Annotated in this window: 16 protein-coding genes and 1 tRNA gene; 2 read left to right on the top strand and 15 right to left on the bottom strand. The window is 65.5% G+C overall.

Translation table 11 applies throughout. The annotated features are described in order from the left end of the window. Positions 1 to 28 precede the first annotated feature (28 nt). The 7 genes from ACSFB7_RS32350 to ACSFB7_RS32320 form a co-directional block, all read right to left on the bottom strand. Positions 29 to 1,453 carry an amidase gene (locus ACSFB7_RS32350; RefSeq protein ID WP_435476426.1) on the bottom strand — a complete coding sequence of 475 codons (1,425 nt, stop codon included), beginning with the start codon at positions 1,451 to 1,453 and terminating at the stop codon, positions 29 to 31. Next, positions 1,450 to 2,937: an ABC transporter substrate-binding protein gene (locus tag ACSFB7_RS32345; RefSeq protein WP_435476425.1), complete on the bottom strand. Its 1,488-nt coding sequence runs from the start codon at positions 2,935 to 2,937 to the stop codon at positions 1,450 to 1,452. Before ACSFB7_RS32345 ends, ACSFB7_RS32350 begins: the two co-directional genes overlap by 4 nt. Positions 2,938 to 3,165: 228 nt before the next feature. Then, positions 3,166 to 4,659 (bottom strand): ABC transporter substrate-binding protein, encoded by a 1,494-nt coding sequence (locus ACSFB7_RS32340; RefSeq protein WP_435476424.1) that lies wholly within the window; start codon positions 4,657 to 4,659, stop codon positions 3,166 to 3,168. A gap of 411 nt (positions 4,660 to 5,070) precedes the next feature. Then, positions 5,071 to 5,901 carry an ATP-binding cassette domain-containing protein gene (locus ACSFB7_RS32335; RefSeq protein WP_435476423.1) on the bottom strand — a complete coding sequence of 277 codons (831 nt, stop codon included), beginning with the start codon at positions 5,899 to 5,901 and terminating at the stop codon, positions 5,071 to 5,073. Beyond that, the gene (locus ACSFB7_RS32330; protein ID WP_435476422.1) at positions 5,898 to 6,890 is read right to left on the bottom strand and encodes an ABC transporter ATP-binding protein; all 993 of its coding nucleotides are present in this window, start codon (positions 6,888 to 6,890) and stop codon (positions 5,898 to 5,900) included. The genes ACSFB7_RS32335 and ACSFB7_RS32330 overlap by 4 nt, the downstream gene beginning before the upstream one ends. Before the next feature lie 5 nt (positions 6,891 to 6,895). Further along, positions 6,896 to 7,774, bottom strand: coding sequence for an ABC transporter permease (locus tag ACSFB7_RS32325; RefSeq protein ID WP_435476421.1), 879 nt, complete (start codon positions 7,772 to 7,774; stop codon positions 6,896 to 6,898). Continuing rightward, on the bottom strand, positions 7,771 to 8,721 hold the full coding sequence (locus ACSFB7_RS32320; protein WP_435476420.1) for an ABC transporter permease: 951 nt from the start codon (positions 8,719 to 8,721) through the stop codon (positions 7,771 to 7,773). The genes ACSFB7_RS32325 and ACSFB7_RS32320 overlap by 4 nt, the downstream gene beginning before the upstream one ends. Before the next feature lie 144 nt (positions 8,722 to 8,865). Between ACSFB7_RS32320 and ACSFB7_RS32315 the strand changes: the two genes are divergently transcribed. Continuing rightward, a complete protein-coding gene (locus tag ACSFB7_RS32315) occupies positions 8,866 to 9,141 on the top strand; it encodes a YfhL family 4Fe-4S dicluster ferredoxin (RefSeq protein ID WP_435476419.1) in 276 nt (91 codons plus the stop codon). On the opposite strand, the gene ACSFB7_RS32310 is transcribed toward ACSFB7_RS32315, so the two are convergent. The 8 genes from ACSFB7_RS32310 to ACSFB7_RS32275 all read right to left on the bottom strand — a co-directional run bounded on the left by ACSFB7_RS32310 (position 9,127) and on the right by ACSFB7_RS32275 (position 15,649). After that, positions 9,127 to 9,471: a hypothetical protein gene (locus tag ACSFB7_RS32310; protein ID WP_435476418.1), complete on the bottom strand. Its 345-nt coding sequence runs from the start codon at positions 9,469 to 9,471 to the stop codon at positions 9,127 to 9,129. The genes ACSFB7_RS32315 and ACSFB7_RS32310 overlap by 15 nt on opposite strands. Before the next feature lie 181 nt (positions 9,472 to 9,652). Continuing rightward, positions 9,653 to 10,285 carry an aminoacyl-tRNA hydrolase gene (gene pth, locus ACSFB7_RS32305; protein ID WP_435476417.1) on the bottom strand — a complete coding sequence of 211 codons (633 nt, stop codon included), beginning with the start codon at positions 10,283 to 10,285 and terminating at the stop codon, positions 9,653 to 9,655. 84 nt (positions 10,286 to 10,369) lie between these two features. Continuing rightward, a complete protein-coding gene (locus ACSFB7_RS32300; protein WP_435476416.1) occupies positions 10,370 to 11,047 on the bottom strand; it encodes a 50S ribosomal protein L25/general stress protein Ctc in 678 nt (225 codons plus the stop codon). 96 nt (positions 11,048 to 11,143) lie between these two features. Next, positions 11,144 to 12,118 carry a ribose-phosphate pyrophosphokinase gene (locus ACSFB7_RS32295; protein ID WP_093132507.1) on the bottom strand — a complete coding sequence of 325 codons (975 nt, stop codon included), beginning with the start codon at positions 12,116 to 12,118 and terminating at the stop codon, positions 11,144 to 11,146. Positions 12,119 to 12,258: 140 nt separating this feature from the next. Further along, positions 12,259 to 12,335, bottom strand: a tRNA-Gln gene (locus ACSFB7_RS32290). 70 nt (positions 12,336 to 12,405) lie between these two features. After that, positions 12,406 to 13,287 (bottom strand): 4-(cytidine 5'-diphospho)-2-C-methyl-D-erythritol kinase, encoded by an 882-nt coding sequence (gene ispE / locus ACSFB7_RS32285; protein ID WP_435476415.1) that lies wholly within the window; start codon positions 13,285 to 13,287, stop codon positions 12,406 to 12,408. After that, positions 13,284 to 13,802 carry a lipoprotein insertase outer membrane protein LolB gene (locus ACSFB7_RS32280; RefSeq protein ID WP_435476414.1) on the bottom strand — a complete coding sequence of 173 codons (519 nt, stop codon included), beginning with the start codon at positions 13,800 to 13,802 and terminating at the stop codon, positions 13,284 to 13,286. The genes ispE and ACSFB7_RS32280 overlap by 4 nt, the downstream gene beginning before the upstream one ends. Beyond that, positions 13,799 to 15,649: a tetratricopeptide repeat protein gene (locus ACSFB7_RS32275; protein ID WP_435476413.1), complete on the bottom strand. Its 1,851-nt coding sequence runs from the start codon at positions 15,647 to 15,649 to the stop codon at positions 13,799 to 13,801. The genes ACSFB7_RS32280 and ACSFB7_RS32275 overlap by 4 nt, the downstream gene beginning before the upstream one ends. Before the next feature lie 81 nt (positions 15,650 to 15,730). Between ACSFB7_RS32275 and mutM the strand changes: the two genes are divergently transcribed. Beyond that, on the top strand, positions 15,731 to 16,543 hold the full coding sequence (gene mutM / locus ACSFB7_RS32270) for a bifunctional DNA-formamidopyrimidine glycosylase/DNA-(apurinic or apyrimidinic site) lyase (protein ID WP_435476412.1): 813 nt from the start codon (positions 15,731 to 15,733) through the stop codon (positions 16,541 to 16,543). Positions 16,544 to 16,598: the final 55 nt, after the last annotated feature.

Genomic DNA, 16,598 nt, shown 5'->3' with positions numbered 1-16,598 from the left:
GCGAGCGTCGCCCTGAATGACCCGACCCTCAGCGTCCAGGCACCACCGGCCAGGGCCGTTGCAATTCACGTATCTGCTCGAACGCACGCGACACGCGCAGCACGCCGAGATCGTCGAAACGCTGTCCGGCAATCTGCAGGCCGATGGGAAGGCCGCCCGCCGAATACCCGCAGTTGACCGAAGCAGCAGGCTGCTCTGACATGTTGAACGGCACCGTGAACCCGATGTGCTCCAGCGGCCGCAACGGATCGTTCGTCGGCGAAGGTGCCTCCGCTGCGGCAGGCATGTTCGGCGACACCGGCGAGATCACATAGTCGAAGCGCGCACATGCCTGCACGGCCGCCACGCGCGTTGCGTGGAACTGGCTGAACCCGCGGAACACATGCTCGCCGCTGAACTCGGCCGCGCTCTCCGCCCATTCGCGGATGTAGGGAAGCACCTTGGCACGCTGGTCAGGTCGCAGGGCCTTCATGTCCACCAGCGAGCGCATGCGCCACAGGTGGTCCATGCCGTCGAGCATGGCTTGCGACATGAAGGGCTGCATCGTCTCGATGATGGCACCGGCTTTCTCGAACAGGCGGGCCGCATGCTCGACAGCCGTCTGTATCTCGGGTTCGACCGCAAGGCCACAGCCTGCATCGACCAGCAGCCCGATACGCAGCCCGCGCAAGTGATCGGGCGATACATCGAAGCCGGCCCAGTCGATGTCCTGCGCCGGCAGGCTCATGCTGTCCCGCGCATCGGGCTTCGACAGTGCCTGCATCATCAGCGCGGCATCGCCCACGCTGCGCGTCATCGGCCCCGCCGCACGGCCCATGTAGGGCGGGTCGATCGGAATGCGCCCCAGGCTCGGCTTGAGCGTGAAGATGCCGCACCAACTGGCGGGCAGCCGCAGCGAGCCACCGATATCGGTGCCCAGGTGCAGCGGGCCGTAGCCAGCGGCCGCTGCAGCACCAGCACCCGCGCTGGAGCCGCCCGGTGTCCGGCTCAGGTCCCACGGATTGCGCGCCAGCGTGTGGAAGCTGGACAGGCCCGACGACAACATGCCGTAGTCGGGCATGGTGGTCTTGCTCACGATCACCGCGCCGGCTTCCTTCAGGCGCGCGGCCGGCGGTGCGTCGGCTGCCGCAGGCTTCAGGTCGACGGCGGCGGTGCCTGCAGGCAACGGGTCACCGCGCGTGGCGATGTTTTCCTTGATGGTGGTCGGCACGCCGTCGAGCGGGCCGAGCGCATCGCCGCGCTGCCAGCGCGCCTCCGACGCGCGTGCCTGCGCGAGCGCCGCCTCGGGCCGGAAGAGCCAGGTGGCCTGCAGGTGCGGCTCCCAGCGTTCGATCTGCGCGATCACGGCCTGCGTGACCTCGACCGGCGAGAGCTTCCTGTCGCGGTAGGCGGTGGCGAGTTCCTGCGCGGACAGGTCGCTCAGCAGATGTGCATCGGACACTGTGGCGCTCATCCCCAGGACAGTGCCGACAGGTCGTTCACGAAGATCGGGTTGTCTTTCCAGAGGCCCTTGACGTTCTTCTTCGCGATGGTCGGGAACTGCGGCTGGTACAGGAAGCCGTTGGCCGCGTCGGTGGCCAGCATCTTCTGCGCGTCACCTAGCAGCTTGTTGCGCTCGGCGGCGTTGCCGGTGGACTTGATCTTGTCGAACAGCGTATTGAAGGGCTTCGACTGGTAGCCCCAGTAATAGTCCGACTTGGCGTAGTTGCCGAGGTCGAAGGGCTCGACGTGCGACACGATCGACAGGTCATAGTCCTTGTTGCCGTAGGTGCCGCTGAGCCACTGCGCCCATTCGACGTTCTGCACCTTCACGACGATGCCGATCTTGGCAAGTTCGGCCACGATCACTTCGCCGCCCTGGCGTGCGTAAGGTGGTGGCGGCAGCGTCATGGTGAGTTCGAGCGGCGTCTTCACACCGGCTTCGGCAAGCAGCTTCTTGGCCTTCTCGACGTCGAAGGGGTTGATGCCGGTGGTGTCGACATAGCCCGCCGCGCCCGGCACGTAGTGGCTGCCGATGGGCACGCCGAAGCCGTCGGCCGCGCCTTCGATCACAGCCTTGCGGTCGATGGCCGCAAGGATCGCGCGGCGCACGCGCACGTCGTCCAGCGGCTTCTTGCGGTTGTTGATCGACAGGATGGTCTTGGCGCGCGAGCCCGCCAGGATGACCTGGAACTGCGGGTTCATCTTGAACTGCGGCACCACGCGCGTGCCGATGCGCGTGAACACGTCCACGTCGCCCGCCATCAGCGCGGCGGCCTGCGCGGCCGTGTCGGAGATGAAGCGGAAGGTGACCTTGTTGATCTTCGCGGTGGCAGGGCTGCGGAAGCCATCCCACTTGCTCAGCGTGAGCGACGAGCCCTTGGCCCAGCTGTCCAGCTTGTAGGGGCCGGTGCCGACCGGCTTGTTGGCGTTGGTCTCGGCGCTCTTCGGTTCCACGATCACCGCCGTGGCCTGGCCCAGCACGAAGGGCAGGTCGGGGTCGATCTCCTTGTTGATGACGACGACGGTGTAGTCGTCGATCACCTGCGTCGCGAGGTTCGCGAAGGTGCGCTTGTCCTTGTTGGTGCTCTTGTCGCCGCCGGCGCGGTCGAACGAGAACTTGACGGCCGCAGCGTTGAAGGGCTCGCCGTTCTGGTACTTCACGCCGCGCTTGAGCTTGAAGGTGTAGGTCTTGAGGTCGGGGGAGATTTCCCAGCTCTCGGCCAGCAGCGGCGTGACGCTGCCGTCGGCGTTGATCTTGGTGAGCGTCTCCAGGATGTTGTATTGCACGACCTCGGCAATCGCGGCGGCCGCGCCGGTGGTCGGGTCGAGCCCCGGTGGTTCGAGCGCCATGCCGATCACGATGGCGTCCTTCCTGCCCTGCGCCATGCCGGCGAGCGGGGTGGCCAGCGCAACGGTGGCGCCAGCGGTGGTGAGGAGGGTGCGGCGGTTCAACATACGTGTGATCTCCGGAAAAACAAGCCAGGGTCGAATGACTGCTTCGGCGTGCGCCGTGCCCCGAAGGGAGGCGCGACACCGCGAAAGAACGGACACGCAGCACGAAAGATGCCACGTGCGCAGCCGGTCATTCTCTCGCAGCAGGCACGCGGGCGAGTGCTCGCGAAGGCGGTTTTTCCTCGGGACGTTCCCGTAGGCGCGGCCCGGGGCTGGCCCTGCCGGACCTTGTCAGGCCCAGGACAGCGCGGCGATGTCGTTCACGAAGATCGGCGTGTCTTTCCAGAGGCCGCGCAGGTTGCGCGCCGCCACCGTGATGAACTGCGGCTGGAACAGGAAGACGTTGGCCGCGTCCTCGGCCAGGATGCGCTGCGCATCGCCGAGGTAGCGCAGGCGGTCGGCGCTGCGCGCGCTGTTGCGTGCCTTGTTGAACGCGTCGTTGAACTTGGCCGACTGGTAGCCCCAGTAGTACTCGGGCTTGGTGTAGTTCACGAGGTCGAAGGGCTCGACGTGCAGGATCAGCGAGAGGTCGTAGTTCTTGTTGCCATAGGTGCCGCTCATCCATTGCGCCCATTCGACGTTCTGGATCTTCGCGACGATGCCCACCTTGGCCAGTTGCGCGGCGATGAGTTCGCCGCCTTGCCGCGCGTAGGGCGGAGGCGGCAGCACGAGCTCGAGTTCGAGCGGCGTCTTCACGCCGGCCTCGGCCAGCAGCTGCTTCGCCTTCTCGACGTTGTAGGGGTTGATGCCGGTGGTGTCGATGTAGCCCGGTGCGCCTGGCACATAGTGGCTGCCGATGGCCACGCCACGGCCGTCCACGGCGGCTTCGATCACGGCCTTGCGGTCGATGGCGGCGGAGATGGCGCGGCGCACGCGCACGTCGTCGAGCGGCTTGCGCCTGTTGTTGATCGCGAGGATGGTCTTGCCGCGCGAGGCGTTGAACACCACCTGGAAGCGCTTGTCGTTCTGGAACTGCGGAAGACTCCGCGACACCGAGGCATGCGGGAACAGGTCGATGTCGCCCGACAGCAGCGCGGTGGTCTGCGCGGCAGGCTCCGAGATGAAGCGGAAGCTGGCCTTGCGGATCTGCACGGCCTCGGCGTTGCGAAAGCCGTCCCACTTGGCAAGCACGATGCCCGAGCCCTTGGCCCAGCTGTCGAGCCGGTAGGGGCCGGTGCCGACTGGCTTGGTGGCGTTGGTCTCGACGGTCTTGGGCTCGACCAGGATGGCCGAGGACTGGCCGAGCAGGAACAGCAGGTCGGGCTCGATCTCCTTGCTGATCAGCACCACCGTGTGTTCATCGAGCACCTGCGTCGCGAGGTTGGTGAAGGTGCGCTTGTCCTTGTTGGTGCTGTCGGGTGCGGCCGCACGGTCGAACGAGAACTTGACGGTGCCGGCGCTGAAGGGCTCGCCGTTCTGGAACTTCACGCCGCGCTTGAGCTTGAAGGTGTAGGTCTTGAGGTCGGGCGAGATTTCCCAGCTCTCGGCCAGCAGCGGCGTGACGTTGCCGTCGGAGTTGATCTTGGTGAGCGTCTCGAAGATGTTGTAGAGCACGACTTCGGAGATTTCGGCGCCGGCCTTGGCGGTGGGGTCGAGGCCGGTGGGCTCCAGCGTGAGCCCCAGTATCAGCGCGTCCTTTTTTCTCTGCGCCAGCGCCAGGGTTGGCAGCACCAGCGGTGTCAGGGCAGCGGCGCTGGTGGCGAGCAGGGTGCGTCGTTTGAGCATGAAGCGGTGTTCTCTGAACTGGGGGCAAGCATCATCCGCGAGGGAGGGGCTTTTGCGCAACCAGATGCTTATGACGTACTCATCCTTGTTTTTTGTTCGCGGGGTTCATTCGGGGCGAGTGCGAATGACACCAGGAGCTCCCCTCCGCGAATGTCCCCCGCTTCGCTCCTCCTTTATTTCGCTGCGGGGAGCACCTGGTGCCATTCGCACATGGACGCGTCGCTGGTTTTCGCTGATCAACAAGTGCTCTGAGCGCTCACGTCGATACGGGGCTCTTTTTCGCGAAATAAAGGAGGAGCGAAGCGGGGGACATTCGCGAAAAAGAGCACCGTGTCGGCGTGAGTGTCGCCCTGAACAGCAGCGCCAAGAATCCCCACAAGAGCAGGTGCCCCGGAAAGACCCGGTTCGCTTTCAGACCGGCAACAGCGTACCGCCAGTGGGCGTGCGCGGCACCGCGTCGAGCAGCGTGCGCGTGTACGGATGCTGCGCGTGGCGGAACAGTTCGCCGGGCGGACCTTGCTCGACGATCTTGCCTTGCCACACCACGCACACGTCGTCGCACAGGTGGTTGACCACCGCGAGGTCGTGGCTGATGAGCAGGTAGCTGATGCCGAACTGCTGCTGCAGGTCCTGCATGAGATTGAGCACCTGGGCTTGCACGGACACATCGAGTGCGCTCACGGGTTCGTCGGCCACGATCAGCTTAGGCCGCGTGATCAGTGCGCGCGCAATCGCGATGCGCTGGCGCTGGCCGCCCGAGAACTCGTGCGGGTACTTGTCCATGTCGGTGGTGCGAAGGCCGACGGCGGCAAGCGTCTCGGCGGCGCGTTCGCGCTGCACGGCGCGGCTGGTTTCGGCCAGCGCTTCAAGCGGCTCGGCGACGATGCGTGCCACGGTCTGGCGCGGGTCGAGTGAACCGTACGGGTCTTGAAAGACCATCTGGAAGTCGCGCCGCGCAGTGCGCAACTCGGCCTTCGACAGCGTGTGCAGGTTGCGGCCTTCGAGCGCAACGGTGCCCGAGGTCGGCGTGTCCAGTGCCATCACGAGGCGCGCGATGGTCGACTTGCCGGAACCCGATTCACCGACGATGCCGACGCTTTTGCCAGCCTCGACCTTGAAGCTCACGCCGTTGAGCGCCTTCACGGTCGGCGGCGGGCCGAAGAGCTTTTCACGCGGCATCGCGTAGTGCCGCACGAGATCGGTGACGGCCAACAGTGGCGCGGAAGAAGTGGGCTCGCTCATGGTGCGATGGCGAGGCCTTCGGCCGCGATTTCTTCAAGGCGGATGCAACGCACCGCATGGTCCTGCGGCAGCATCGTGGCCGGTGGCCGCGTGGTCTGGCAGGCGTCGATGGTGTAGCTGCAGCGGCCCGCGAAGGGGCAGCCCGGTGGCAGGTCGACCAGCTCGGGCACGCTGCCCCTGATGGTGGCCAGGCGCAGGCCGCGCGGCGCGCCGATGGCGGGGCGCGCGGCGAACAGGCCCTGGGTGTAGGGGTGCGCGCGGCGCGCGAACACCACCTCGGTCGGGCCGCTCTCGACCACGCTGCCGCCGTACATCACGAGCATCTTCGAGACGGTCTGCGCGATCACGCCCAGGTCGTGCGAGATCAGGATCAGCGCCATGCCGCGCTCGGCCACGAGGCTCTGAATGAGTTCGAGGATCTGCTTCTGGATCGTCACGTCGAGCGCGGTCGTCGGCTCGTCGGCAATCAGCAGGTCGGGGCCGCAGGCGAGGGCCATCGCGATGCCGATGCGCTGGCGCTGGCCGCCCGAGAACTGGTGCGGGTACGCGTCCAGGCGCGACGCCGCGTCGGGAATGCCCACGCGGTCGAGTAGCGCGAGCACTTCCTTGCGTGCCTGCGCGTTCGACAGGCCGCGATGCAGGCGCAGTGGCTCACCGACCTGGCGCGCGATGGTGTGCACCGGGTTCAGTGCCGTCATCGGCTCCTGGAAGATCATGCCGATGCGGTTGCCGCGGATCTGGCACATGGATTTTTCGTCGCGGCCGACAAGCTCGGTGTCGTCGAACCTGATGCTGCCAGTGACGTCTGCGGTCGAGGGCAGCAGGCCCATCAGCGACATCACGGTGATCGACTTGCCGCAGCCCGATTCGCCGACGATGCCCAGCGTTTCGCCGCGCTCCAGCGAGAACGAAACACCGCGCACGGCCTGCGCCGGGCCGCGCTGCGTCTGCAGGCCGATATGGAGGTTGTTGACTTGGAGGAGAGGCATGGCGCTTAGCGAGCGCGGGCAAGGCGAGGATCGAGCAGGTCGCGCAGGCCGTCGCCCAGCAGGTTCAGCCCCAGCACGGCCATCGCGATGGCCATGCCCGGGAACACCGCGAGCAAGGGCGCCTGGAACATCATGGTCTGCGCTTCGCTGAGCATGCGGCCCCATGAAGGCTGCGGTGGTTGCGTGCCCAGGCCGAGGTAGGAGAGGGCGGCTTCGGCCAGGATGGCGATGGCGAAGCGGATCGTGATCTGCACGATCAGCACGGCCGAGATGTTCGGCAGCACGTGCTGCATCGTGATCGCGAACGAGCCTTTGCCGCAGGCGCGCGAGGCCGCCACGTACTCGCGCGACCAGATGGCATTGGCCGAGGCGCGCGTGATGCGCGCGAAGGTCGGGATGTTGTAGATGCCGATCGCGATGATCGCGTTGACGATGCCGGCGCCGAACACGGCCGTGAGCATGATGGCCGACAGGATCGCGGGGAAGGCCAGCGAGAAGTCGGTCAGCCGCATGATGGCTTCTTCGACCCAGCCGCGCTTTGCAGCGGCCAGCAGGCCCAATGCGGTGCCGACGACGAGGCCGATGCCGACCGCGATCACGCCGACAAGAATCGAGGCGCGTGCGCCCACGAGCAGCAGCGAGGCGACATCGCGCCCGTAGGTGTCGGTGCCCAGCCAGTGCGAGCCGGTCGGTGGCTTCAGCTTGTTGGCCATGTCCATCTCGTAGGGCGACCACGGTGTCCAGACCAGCGAGACGGCGGCTGCGAGCAGCAGGAGCAGCGTCAGCACGCCGCCGATGACGAAGCTGCGGTGCTGCGATGCACGTCGCCAGAAGCCCGGTACCTTGAGCGCGGCGGCGCTCGGAGCTGTGATGGTGCTGCTCATATGTCGCTGGCCTTGATACGGGGATCAATCACTGCGTAGAGCACGTCGACCACGAAGTTCACGATGACCACGAGCGCCGCAAGCAGCATCACGCAGTTGCGCACCACGATCAGGTCGCGGTTGCTGATGGCCTGGAAGATCAAGCGGCCCAAGCCCGGCAGGTAGAACACGTTTTCCACCACGATGGTGCCGGCGAGCAGTTCGGAGAACTGCATGCCCATCACGGTGATGACCGGGATCATTGCGTTGCGCAGCACGTGGGTCCAAAGCACCATGCGCTGCGACACACCCTTGGCGCGCGCGGTGCGCACGAAGTCTTCGCGCATCACTTCGAGCACCGCCGAGCGCGTGATGCGCGCAAGGATCGCGGCCTGCACAACGGCCAGCGACAAGGCCGGCAGCAGCAGCGACTTGATGCCCGCGAAGAAGCCTTCGCCCCAACCCTCGAAGCCGCCGGCGGAGAACCACTGCAGCTGCACCGAGAACACGAGGATCAGAAGAATCGCGAACCAGAAATTGGGAATGGCGATGCCTACCTGCGCCATGCTCATCAGGCCGACGTCGCCCAGCTTGTTGTGACGTGCGGCGGCAGTCACGCCCACGAGAAGCGCAATCACGATGGTGATGGCCATGGCCAGCAGTGCGAGCGGCACGGTGAGCGCGAGGCGTTCGAGGATCAGGTCGAGCACCGGCGAGCTGTAGGCATAGCTGTCACCGAGGTTGCCGGTGAGCAGGCCGCCGATCCAGTGCCAGTAGCGTGTCCATGCGGGCTGATCGAGGCCCAGCTTGGTGGCGAGTGCGGCCACGGCTTCAGGCGACGCATCCGGGCCCATGAGCATCTGCGCGGCGTTGCCGGGCAGGATTTCCAGGACGAGGAAAACGATGACGGAGGCGCCGATCAGCGTGCCGATCAACGTGGCGAGGCGCTTGAATAAAAACAGACTCATGGGGCGGGGCGCAGCATAACTGACTCCTGCAACAAGCGTGCCGCTTGTGAGACCTTTGTCACTAACCGGCGTGCCGCCCTGATGCGGTCGGGGGCTCCGGACGGCCCGAAGTGGCCCGGCGCCCGACCCGTCGATAATCGGGGGATGGCCCTCATGATCACCGACGAATGCATCAACTGCGATGTCTGCGAGCCCGAGTGCCCGAACGATGCGATCTACATGGGCGCCGATTACTACGAAATCGATCCGCACAAGTGCACCGAATGCGTGGGCCACTTCGACGAGCCCCAGTGCGTGCAGATCTGCCCCGTCGCCTGCATTCCCCTGAACCCCGAGCACGTGGAAAGCCGCGAGACGCTGATGCAGAAGTACCAGCGCCTCACGGCGATCAAGGTGACGACGGCTTCAGCCGGCGTCTGAGCCGGCGAACTTCGGCTTCTTTTTCTTCTTCTTGCGCTCCGGCGCATCGGCGCCCGGCGCACTGTTGCTGCTGAAACTCATGCTGGACTTGCGCGGCTCGCGGGCCGCCTTGCTCGCGTGCTCCCGCGATTTCTGCTCGGCCAGGGCGAGACGTCTTTCGGCCATGGCGGCGCTTCTTGCTTCCCGTGCGGCCTCGCGGTCCCTGTCGTGGGCCGCTTTCTCCTGGGACAACCGGCTGCGCTCCAACTGGTCGGCCTGGGTTCTGGCGCTGCGCGTGCCGGCGTCGGCGGCACGCCGGTCCTGGTCGCTGCGGTTGTCATCCACCTTCACCGTCTTGCCGCCTTCGCAGGGGCGATCGGAATAGGCGTTGCCGCATCGCCATGTCTGCGCGGAAACGTCCAGGGAATAAGCACAGGACGCTATTGAAAATATAGCGATCCAGGCATTCCCCGCTCTTGCTCTTCTCTTTCTCATTTTTTATTTCTCTCCCTCCCTGCGCTCCCGTTGCCGGCTAGGTGGCGGCAGGCGTGCCCTCTTCGCCGGGCTCCCGCCGCGGCGGTTTGGGCCGTGGCGGTTTGCTCGTGTGAATCAGCAAGGTCGCTTTTTCCATCTCGCCAGCCACGAGCGCCGGCGTGGCGTGCAGCGTGCGGACGATGGCGTCCTCGATCAGTTCACGTTGTTCCTTCAGCGGCTTCTTGAGCACCCAGTTGACGACCTCCGACTTCACACCCGGATGCCCGATGCCCAGGCGCAGCCGCCAGTAGTCGCCGGTGCCGAGCTGTGCATGGATGTCGCGCAGGCCGTTGTGGCCGGCATGGCTGCCGCCGAACTTGAGCTTGGCCTGGCCGGGCACCACATCGAGTTCGTCGTGCACCACGAGGATTTCTTCGGGCGCGATCTTGAAGAAGCGCGCAAGCGCCGCCACCGACTTGCCCGACAGGTTCATGAAGGTCTGCGGCTCCAGCAGCCAGATGCTCTGGCCACCGATGTTGGCGCGCGCCGCAAGGCCGTGGTAGCCGCGCTCGGGCACGAGGTTGAGTTTCCAGTCGCGCGCGAGGGCGTCGATCCACCAGAAGCCCGCGTTGTGCCGCGTGGCTTCGTACTCTGGGCCCGGGTTTCCGAGGCCGACGAACAGCTTGATCATGGCCGGGATTATCCCGCCGCCAAAAAGCAAAAGGCCCGCACGGGGCGGGCCTTTTGGCTGTTTCGAGAGCTTGCGAAGAAGAGATTACTTCTTGGCAGGCGTCTTGGCAGCGGGGGTCTTGGCTGCGGGCTTGCCGCCCTTGCCAGCCGGTGCTGCGGCAGCTGCGTCGGCAGCGCCTTCGGCAGGTGCGTCGACTTCTTCAGCCGCCGGCGACACGGCCGAAGCCAGCACCGGGTTGACCTTGCCGTGGCTGACCCACTTCACGCCCTTGGGCAGCTTGATGTCCTTCAGCGTGACGGTGCCGTTCTTCTTCAGGCCCGACAGGTCGACTTCGATGAATTCCGGCAGGTCGGTCGGCAGGCAGTTCAGTTCGAGTTCGGTCGTCACGTGGTTGACCAGGTTCAGGTCGATCTTGACGGCGTCGGATTCTTCTTCGCCCTTGAAGTGCAGCGGCACCTTCAGGGTCATGCGGGTCTTGGCATCGACGCGTTGGAAGTCGATGTGTTGCACCAGCTGGCGGAACGGGTGGTATTGCACGTCACGCAGCAGGACCTTGCTGGTGGTGTCGCCGAGTTCCATTTCGAGCACGGTCGAATGGAAGGCTTCCTTCTTCAGGGCGTGCCACAGCGCGTTGTGATCGATCTCGATCAGTTGCGGCTGGGTGTCACCACCGTAGACGATGCCGGGGGTCTTGCCCGAGATGCGGAGACGGCGGCTCGCACCCGTGCCCTGCTTTGCGCGCTCAAAAGCGACGAATTTCATAGTTAGCTCCTGTGAGAGTCCACCGCGACCAGTGAGACTCCGGTTCAACAAGGGCTCCTGCCCCGAAAAGGGAGAGGAGCCCGCTTTTTGCTCAGGTCAGAACAGGTTGTCCTGGTCCGAGAACAAACTCATCACCGACTCGCCCTTGGCAATGCGCTGGATCGTTTCGGCGATCAGCGGTGCCACGGAGAGCTGGCGGATCTTTCCGCAGCCAAGGGCCGCATCGGAAAGAGGAATGGTGTTGGTCACGACCACTTCGTCCAGGGCCGAGCCCTGCGTGATGCGCTCGATGGCCGGGCCCGAGAAGATCGGGTGCGTGCAGTAGGCGTACACGCTCTTGGCGCCGCGCTCTTTCAGCACTTCGGCCGCTTTGACCAGCGTGCCGGCCGTGTCGATCATGTCGTCCATGATCACGCAGTTGCGGCCGTCGATCTCGCCGATCACGTTCATGACTTCGCTGACATTTGCCTTCGGACGGCGCTTGTCGATGATGGCGAGGTCGCAGTTCAGTTGCTTGGCCAGCGCACGGGCACGAACCACGCCGCCGACGTCGGGCGAGACCACGATCAGGTCTTCGTAGTTCTTGGCGCGCAGGTCGCCCAGCAGAACCGGCGACGCGTAGATGTTGTCGACCGGAATGTCGAAGAAGCCCTGGATCTGGTCGGCGTGAAGATCCATCGTGAGCACGCGCTCGACGCCGACGGTTTCCAGCAGGTTGGCCACCACCTTGGCCGAGATCGGCACGCGGCTCGAACGCGGGCGGCGGTCCTGGCGGGCATATCCGAAATAGGGAATCACGGCGCTGATCCGCTCGGCCGAAGCGCGCTTGAGCGCGTCGACCATGATCAGCAGTTCCATCAGGTTTTCGTTGGTCGGTGCGCAGGTCGACTGCACCACGAACACATCGCGCGCCCGGACGTTCTGGTTGATCTCGACGGTGACTTCGCCATCGGAGAAGCGACCGACGCGTGCGGCGCCCAGCGAGGTGCCGAGGTTGTGCGCGATTTCTGCGGCAAGGCCAGGATTGGCGTTACCGGTGAAAACCATGAAATCAGGGTGATTAGCCTGCATGAGCGCGTCCCGGCAGTGCGAATTGGCTGAGGAAGCCGCCAAAAGGTTTCTGATGCGTGGCGGCCGGTGAGCCGCCGATTATTGCAGCGGGTGGGCTGCAAAAGAAGACTGCGGCCGTTGGGCCGCAGTTCTTGAAGATTTGGCAGGGGAGAAAGGATTCGAACCTTTGCATGCTGGAATCAAAATCCAGTGCCTTAACCAGCTTGGCGACTCCCCTACACGGGTCGATGGTTTTCACCACCAACCGATATATGTCGCGTCGAACCGAACAAACGGTCCGACTATCTTCAGGTTGCCCACCCCCAGAGAGGATGAACAGCCAAATTGCTGCATTGACGAACCTGCCAGCCTTCGGGGGCTTCGAGCAGTTCCGCTTCTTGCGTCTCTTGCGGCATCTTTGCGAACACTGAACTTCCGGAGCCGGTCATCCGGGCTTTCAATCCTTGGGCGCCGAGCCATTCGATGGCGTCGGTGACCGCGGGGCAAAGCCGCTGAGCAACCGGCTGTAGATCGTTGTGGCCGAAGTCGAAAACCTGGTTTCCCAAGTTTGGAGCTTCAAGCTGTTCGCTATCTGCAGCAAAGCCCGAGATTATAGCAACAGGAGTTGCACGTTCAAGATCGGGCGACGAAAAAATTAATCGGGTATCAAGTCCTTCGGGTGGTTTGACCACCGCGAAGTGCGCAGGAGGGAGTGTAACCGGACGAATTTCCTCGCCGATGCCTTCGACCCATGCATTGCGGCCCGCGAGGAAAAAAGGAACGTCGGCACCCAGCTTCAGCCCGATGTGCGCCAGGCGTGCAAGGGGCAGGTTCAGGCCCCACAGGCGATTCAGCGCCAGCAGGCAGGTGGCGGCGTCCGAAGAGCCGCCGCCCATGCCCGCTTGCGCCGGCACATGCTTGGCGACCGAGATGTGAGCGCCCTGGCTCGGCGCGGCAAACGCCTGCAGCGCACGCGCGGCGCGCAGGATCAGGTCGTCGGCCGGCAACTCGGTCGTGAGGTCTTCGCGGCTCAGTTGGCCATCGCGACGAAGCTCCACATGCAGCGTGTCGCACCAGTCGATCAGCATGAAGACCGATTGCAACAGGTGGTAGCCGTCGTCGCGCCGGCCGGTGATGTGCAGGAAGAGGTTGAGCTTGGCCGGCGCGGGAAGGTCGTAGATCGCCTTCATGACCGCTCGAACACGATGCGCAGATCGGCCCTGGGGCCGGGGGATTCACGCACGGCCTGCAGGCGTCCGCTGCCGAGTTGTGCCAGGTCGGGTTTCCAGCCGGGCACGGGCTCGTTGCGGCCTTCCAGCCATCCGAACAGCGCACCGACCGGAATGGCGGCGCCAGTGGCCGCTTCGACGAGGGCATCGACGGAGTCGAAGCGTCGGGTGTTGTTGCCGTCCTTGAGCAGGGCTTCGCCCGGCGTCCAGTGCAGTTGCGCCAGCGTGCTGCCGATGGGCGTCGTGAGTGTGAGATCGCCTGCTTCGGCCGAGCCGCGCAATTCGAACAGCGCAGCAAAAGTCTGCACCGGTTCGGTTTCGATGCGCAGCGACATGCGGCCGCTCCAGCTGTCCGACGTCTTCGGTGTCGACGAGCCGCCCGACAACTGGGCGCAACCCGCCATCAAAAGAAAAGCCGCTGCGCCCATGGACAGAACGGCACGGCGGCCGTTCTGCGCCCCGCCAGCGAAGGTCATGGCTTGACCCGCAAGCGCTTGAGCGTTTCCTGCAGCGTCTCGTTCTCGGCGTCGCTCAGCAGGGCTTCTTTCCAGATCGTGACCGCACGGTCCTTCTGGCCAATGCTCCACAGGACTTCGCCGAAATGCGCGCCGATCTCGGGATCGGGGCGCGTCTTGTAGGCGGCTTCCAGGATGCGGATGGCCTCGGCCGTGTTGCCGAGCCGGAACTCGACCCAGCCCAGGCTGTCGGCGATGAACGGGTCTTCAGGCGCCAGTTGCACCGCCTTCTGGATCAGCGTGCGTGCCTCGTCGAGCCGGATCTTGCGATCCGCGAACGAATAGCCCAGCGCGTTGTACGCGTTCTGGTTGTCGGGCTTGAGCTGCATCAGCCGGCGCAGCAGCCGTTCCATGTCGTCGAGGCGGTTGAGCTTCTCCGCAATCATGGCCTGGTCGTAGACCAGGTCGCTGTCATCCGGCGCGGCCGTGGAGGCCTGGGCCAGCATGTCGTAGGCGGCCTGGTATTGCTTGGCGTCGCGCAGCAACTGCACTTCGGCGAGGAACTTCTGCTTCTTGTCATCGGCCGTGCGCTCGGGCAGGTTGCGAATGACTTCGCGTGCCTGCGCCAGCTTGCCCTGGCGTGCCAGCAGGCCCGCGCGGCGGCTCTGTGCGGCCACCAGTTCGTCAGGGCCGTCGACACGGGCCAGCCAGCGCTCGGCGGCCGTGAAATCCTTGCGTCGTTCCGCCAGTTGCGCGAGGGCGAGGTAGGCCTGCGACACGCCGCGTTTGCGTTCGGCAGCGTCGCCCGCATCCTTGCCCTGACTGCCCGACAGGTCGACGAAGCGTTTGATCGAGGCTTCGGCCGCTGCGTCCTGCTTGGCCTGCATCTGCAGGCTGCCCAGCAGCAGCCACGGCTCGGCGAGTTCGGGCCGCGACGAGGTCACTGCCTGGAGTTGCGTGGTGGCGTCGCCAAAGCGCCGGTTCTCGACCAGCACGCGGGCATAGGCAATGCGCAGGTCGGGCGAGGCCTTGGGGTTGTTGTTCAGGTAACGCGTCACGATCGGCTCGGCGAGCGGCTGGCCGGGATCGATCATTTCAAGCGCCAGCGCAGCCGGCGCGTCGGATGTCGGATCGACGTCCTGGCCCTTGCGCGCAGCATCCAGCGCGCCGGAAGCGTCGCCCGCATTGAGGCGCAGCCGGCCGACGGTGGCCCATGCCAGTCCGCCTGTGGTCGGGCTCTTGAGTTCGTCGACCAGGGCTTGCTCGACCACCGAGGCGGCCAGCTTCTTGTCCGAGGCGCGAGAGTAGTTGCGTGCGATCACCGCCATCAGCAGCGGACGCTCGATCTGCGAGGTGGCCGCCACTTCGGCGCGCAGCGGCTCGACCGTTTCGCTGATGCGGTTCAGCGCGATCAGGATCTGCAATTCGATGCGGCGGGCATCGCGTGAAGTGGGCAGTGCTTCCTGCCAGGCGCGGGCCGCGGCGAGCGCTGCATCGCCGGAGCGCGACTGCAGCGCGATCTCGACCGCGCGCTGGAACAGCTTGCCGTCGCGCAACCGCCGGGCGGCGTCGAGCACCAGCGCATAGCCGGAACCGGGGTCGCCGGAACGGGCGGTCATCTCGCCCATCAGGATTTCGTAGAACAGGTCGGCCGTCAGTGCCGACGGTTGGGGAATGGGGTCGCTGGCCTGCTTGCTTGCCGCCGCCTTGGGCCGGGTGGCTGGCCTCGGTGGCGCAGAGCGCTCGATGACCGGCGCCGGGGTGGTGGGGGCGGCAGTATCCGAAGAAGATTGCGCGTGAGCCGCGCAGGCCAGAAGGGCAAGAGACGCGGCCGCCGCAAGGCGGTGTCGGCGGGGCGATAGATTCATCTGGCCATAATAATCCAGCCATTTGAACGAGCGCCGCGTGGGGCTTCGTCAACGCCGCAGAACGCCGGAGCTTTACTTTTCATGCCTGAGTTACCCGAAGTCGAAGTCACCCGGCGCGGCATTGCCGACCGTATTGCGGGTGCCCACATCGACGCCGTGCGCGTCGGCAAACCCTTGCGCTGGGCGTTGATGGTGTCGCCTGAAACGCTGGTCGGACGGCGTGTGCTCCAGGTGCGGCGCCGCGGCAAATACCTGTTGATCGATCTCGATCGCGGCATCCTGCTGCTGCACCTGGGCATGTCGGGCAGCCTGCGTTTCGACGCGGTGTTGCCGCCGCCCGGCGCGCACGATCACTTCGACCTGGTCACCGATCGCGGCACCTTACGGCTGAACGATCCGCGCCGCTTCGGCGCCGTGGTCTACGTGGACCACGAAGAAGCCCCCTGGGCCACCAAGCTGCTCGGCGGCCTGGGCATGGAGCCGCTGGGCGACGACTTCGACCTCGATGCGTTCCATGCCGGCCTCAAGAAGCGCAAGGCGGCCATCAAGCTGGTGCTGCTTGCCGGCGACGTGGTGGTGGGCGTGGGCAACATCTATGCGTCCGAAGCGCTGTTCCAGGCCGGCATCCGGCCGACGCTCTCGGCCGCGCGCATCACCCGGCCACGGGCCGCCAGGCTGCATGCGGCGGTGCGCGAAATACTGGCCCGGGCGGTGGAAAAGGGCGGCAGCACGTTGCGCGACTTCTCGAACGTGGACGGGCAGGGCGGCTATTTCCAGTTGGAAGCGACCGTTTACGGCCGGGCCGGCGAGCCCTGTCGGGTTTGTGCAACGCCGATCCGGCTGCTGCGCCAGGGGCAGCGCTCCACCTACTACTGCCCCAATTGCCAGAAGTAGTAGCTGTCGGGCGCCCTCCACGTATACCCCGCAAACGGTCGCGACACGACCTGCG

The organism is Variovorax raffinosi, assembly GCF_051216615.1.
Taxonomy (GTDB): domain Bacteria; phylum Pseudomonadota; class Gammaproteobacteria; order Burkholderiales; family Burkholderiaceae_C; genus Variovorax.
Note: the sequence above shows the minus strand (reverse complement) of the source record. Positions and strands in the feature narration are given on the sequence as shown.

Excerpts from the sequence above, each read along its gene's own strand:
- ACSFB7_RS32335 (WP_435476423.1), bottom strand. The coding sequence starts at position 5,901 with ATGAGCGAGCCCACTTCTTCCGCGCCACTGTTGGCCGTCACCGATCTC.
- ACSFB7_RS32325 (WP_435476421.1), bottom strand. The coding sequence starts at position 7,774 with ATGAGCAGCACCATCACAGCTCCGAGCGCCGCCGCGCTCAAGGTACCG.
- ACSFB7_RS32280 (WP_435476414.1), bottom strand. The coding sequence starts at position 13,802 with ATGACCTTCGCTGGCGGGGCGCAGAACGGCCGCCGTGCCGTTCTGTCC.
- pth (WP_435476417.1), bottom strand. The coding sequence starts at position 10,285 with ATGATCAAGCTGTTCGTCGGCCTCGGAAACCCGGGCCCAGAGTACGAA.
- ACSFB7_RS32345 (WP_435476425.1), bottom strand. The coding sequence starts at position 2,937 with ATGTTGAACCGCCGCACCCTCCTCACCACCGCTGGCGCCACCGTTGCG.
- ACSFB7_RS32315 (WP_435476419.1), top strand. The coding sequence starts at position 8,866 with ATGGCCCTCATGATCACCGACGAATGCATCAACTGCGATGTCTGCGAG.
- ACSFB7_RS32350 (WP_435476426.1), bottom strand. The coding sequence starts at position 1,453 with ATGAGCGCCACAGTGTCCGATGCACATCTGCTGAGCGACCTGTCCGCG.
- ACSFB7_RS32295 (WP_093132507.1), bottom strand. The coding sequence starts at position 12,118 with ATGCAGGCTAATCACCCTGATTTCATGGTTTTCACCGGTAACGCCAAT.
- ACSFB7_RS32300 (WP_435476416.1), bottom strand. The coding sequence starts at position 11,047 with ATGAAATTCGTCGCTTTTGAGCGCGCAAAGCAGGGCACGGGTGCGAGC.
- ACSFB7_RS32330 (WP_435476422.1), bottom strand. The coding sequence starts at position 6,890 with ATGCCTCTCCTCCAAGTCAACAACCTCCATATCGGCCTGCAGACGCAG.
- ispE (WP_435476415.1), bottom strand. The coding sequence starts at position 13,287 with ATGAAGGCGATCTACGACCTTCCCGCGCCGGCCAAGCTCAACCTCTTC.
- ACSFB7_RS32340 (WP_435476424.1), bottom strand. The coding sequence starts at position 4,659 with ATGCTCAAACGACGCACCCTGCTCGCCACCAGCGCCGCTGCCCTGACA.
- ACSFB7_RS32320 (WP_435476420.1), bottom strand. The coding sequence starts at position 8,721 with ATGAGTCTGTTTTTATTCAAGCGCCTCGCCACGTTGATCGGCACGCTG.
- ACSFB7_RS32275 (WP_435476413.1), bottom strand. The coding sequence starts at position 15,649 with ATGAATCTATCGCCCCGCCGACACCGCCTTGCGGCGGCCGCGTCTCTT.
- mutM (WP_435476412.1), top strand. The coding sequence starts at position 15,731 with ATGCCTGAGTTACCCGAAGTCGAAGTCACCCGGCGCGGCATTGCCGAC.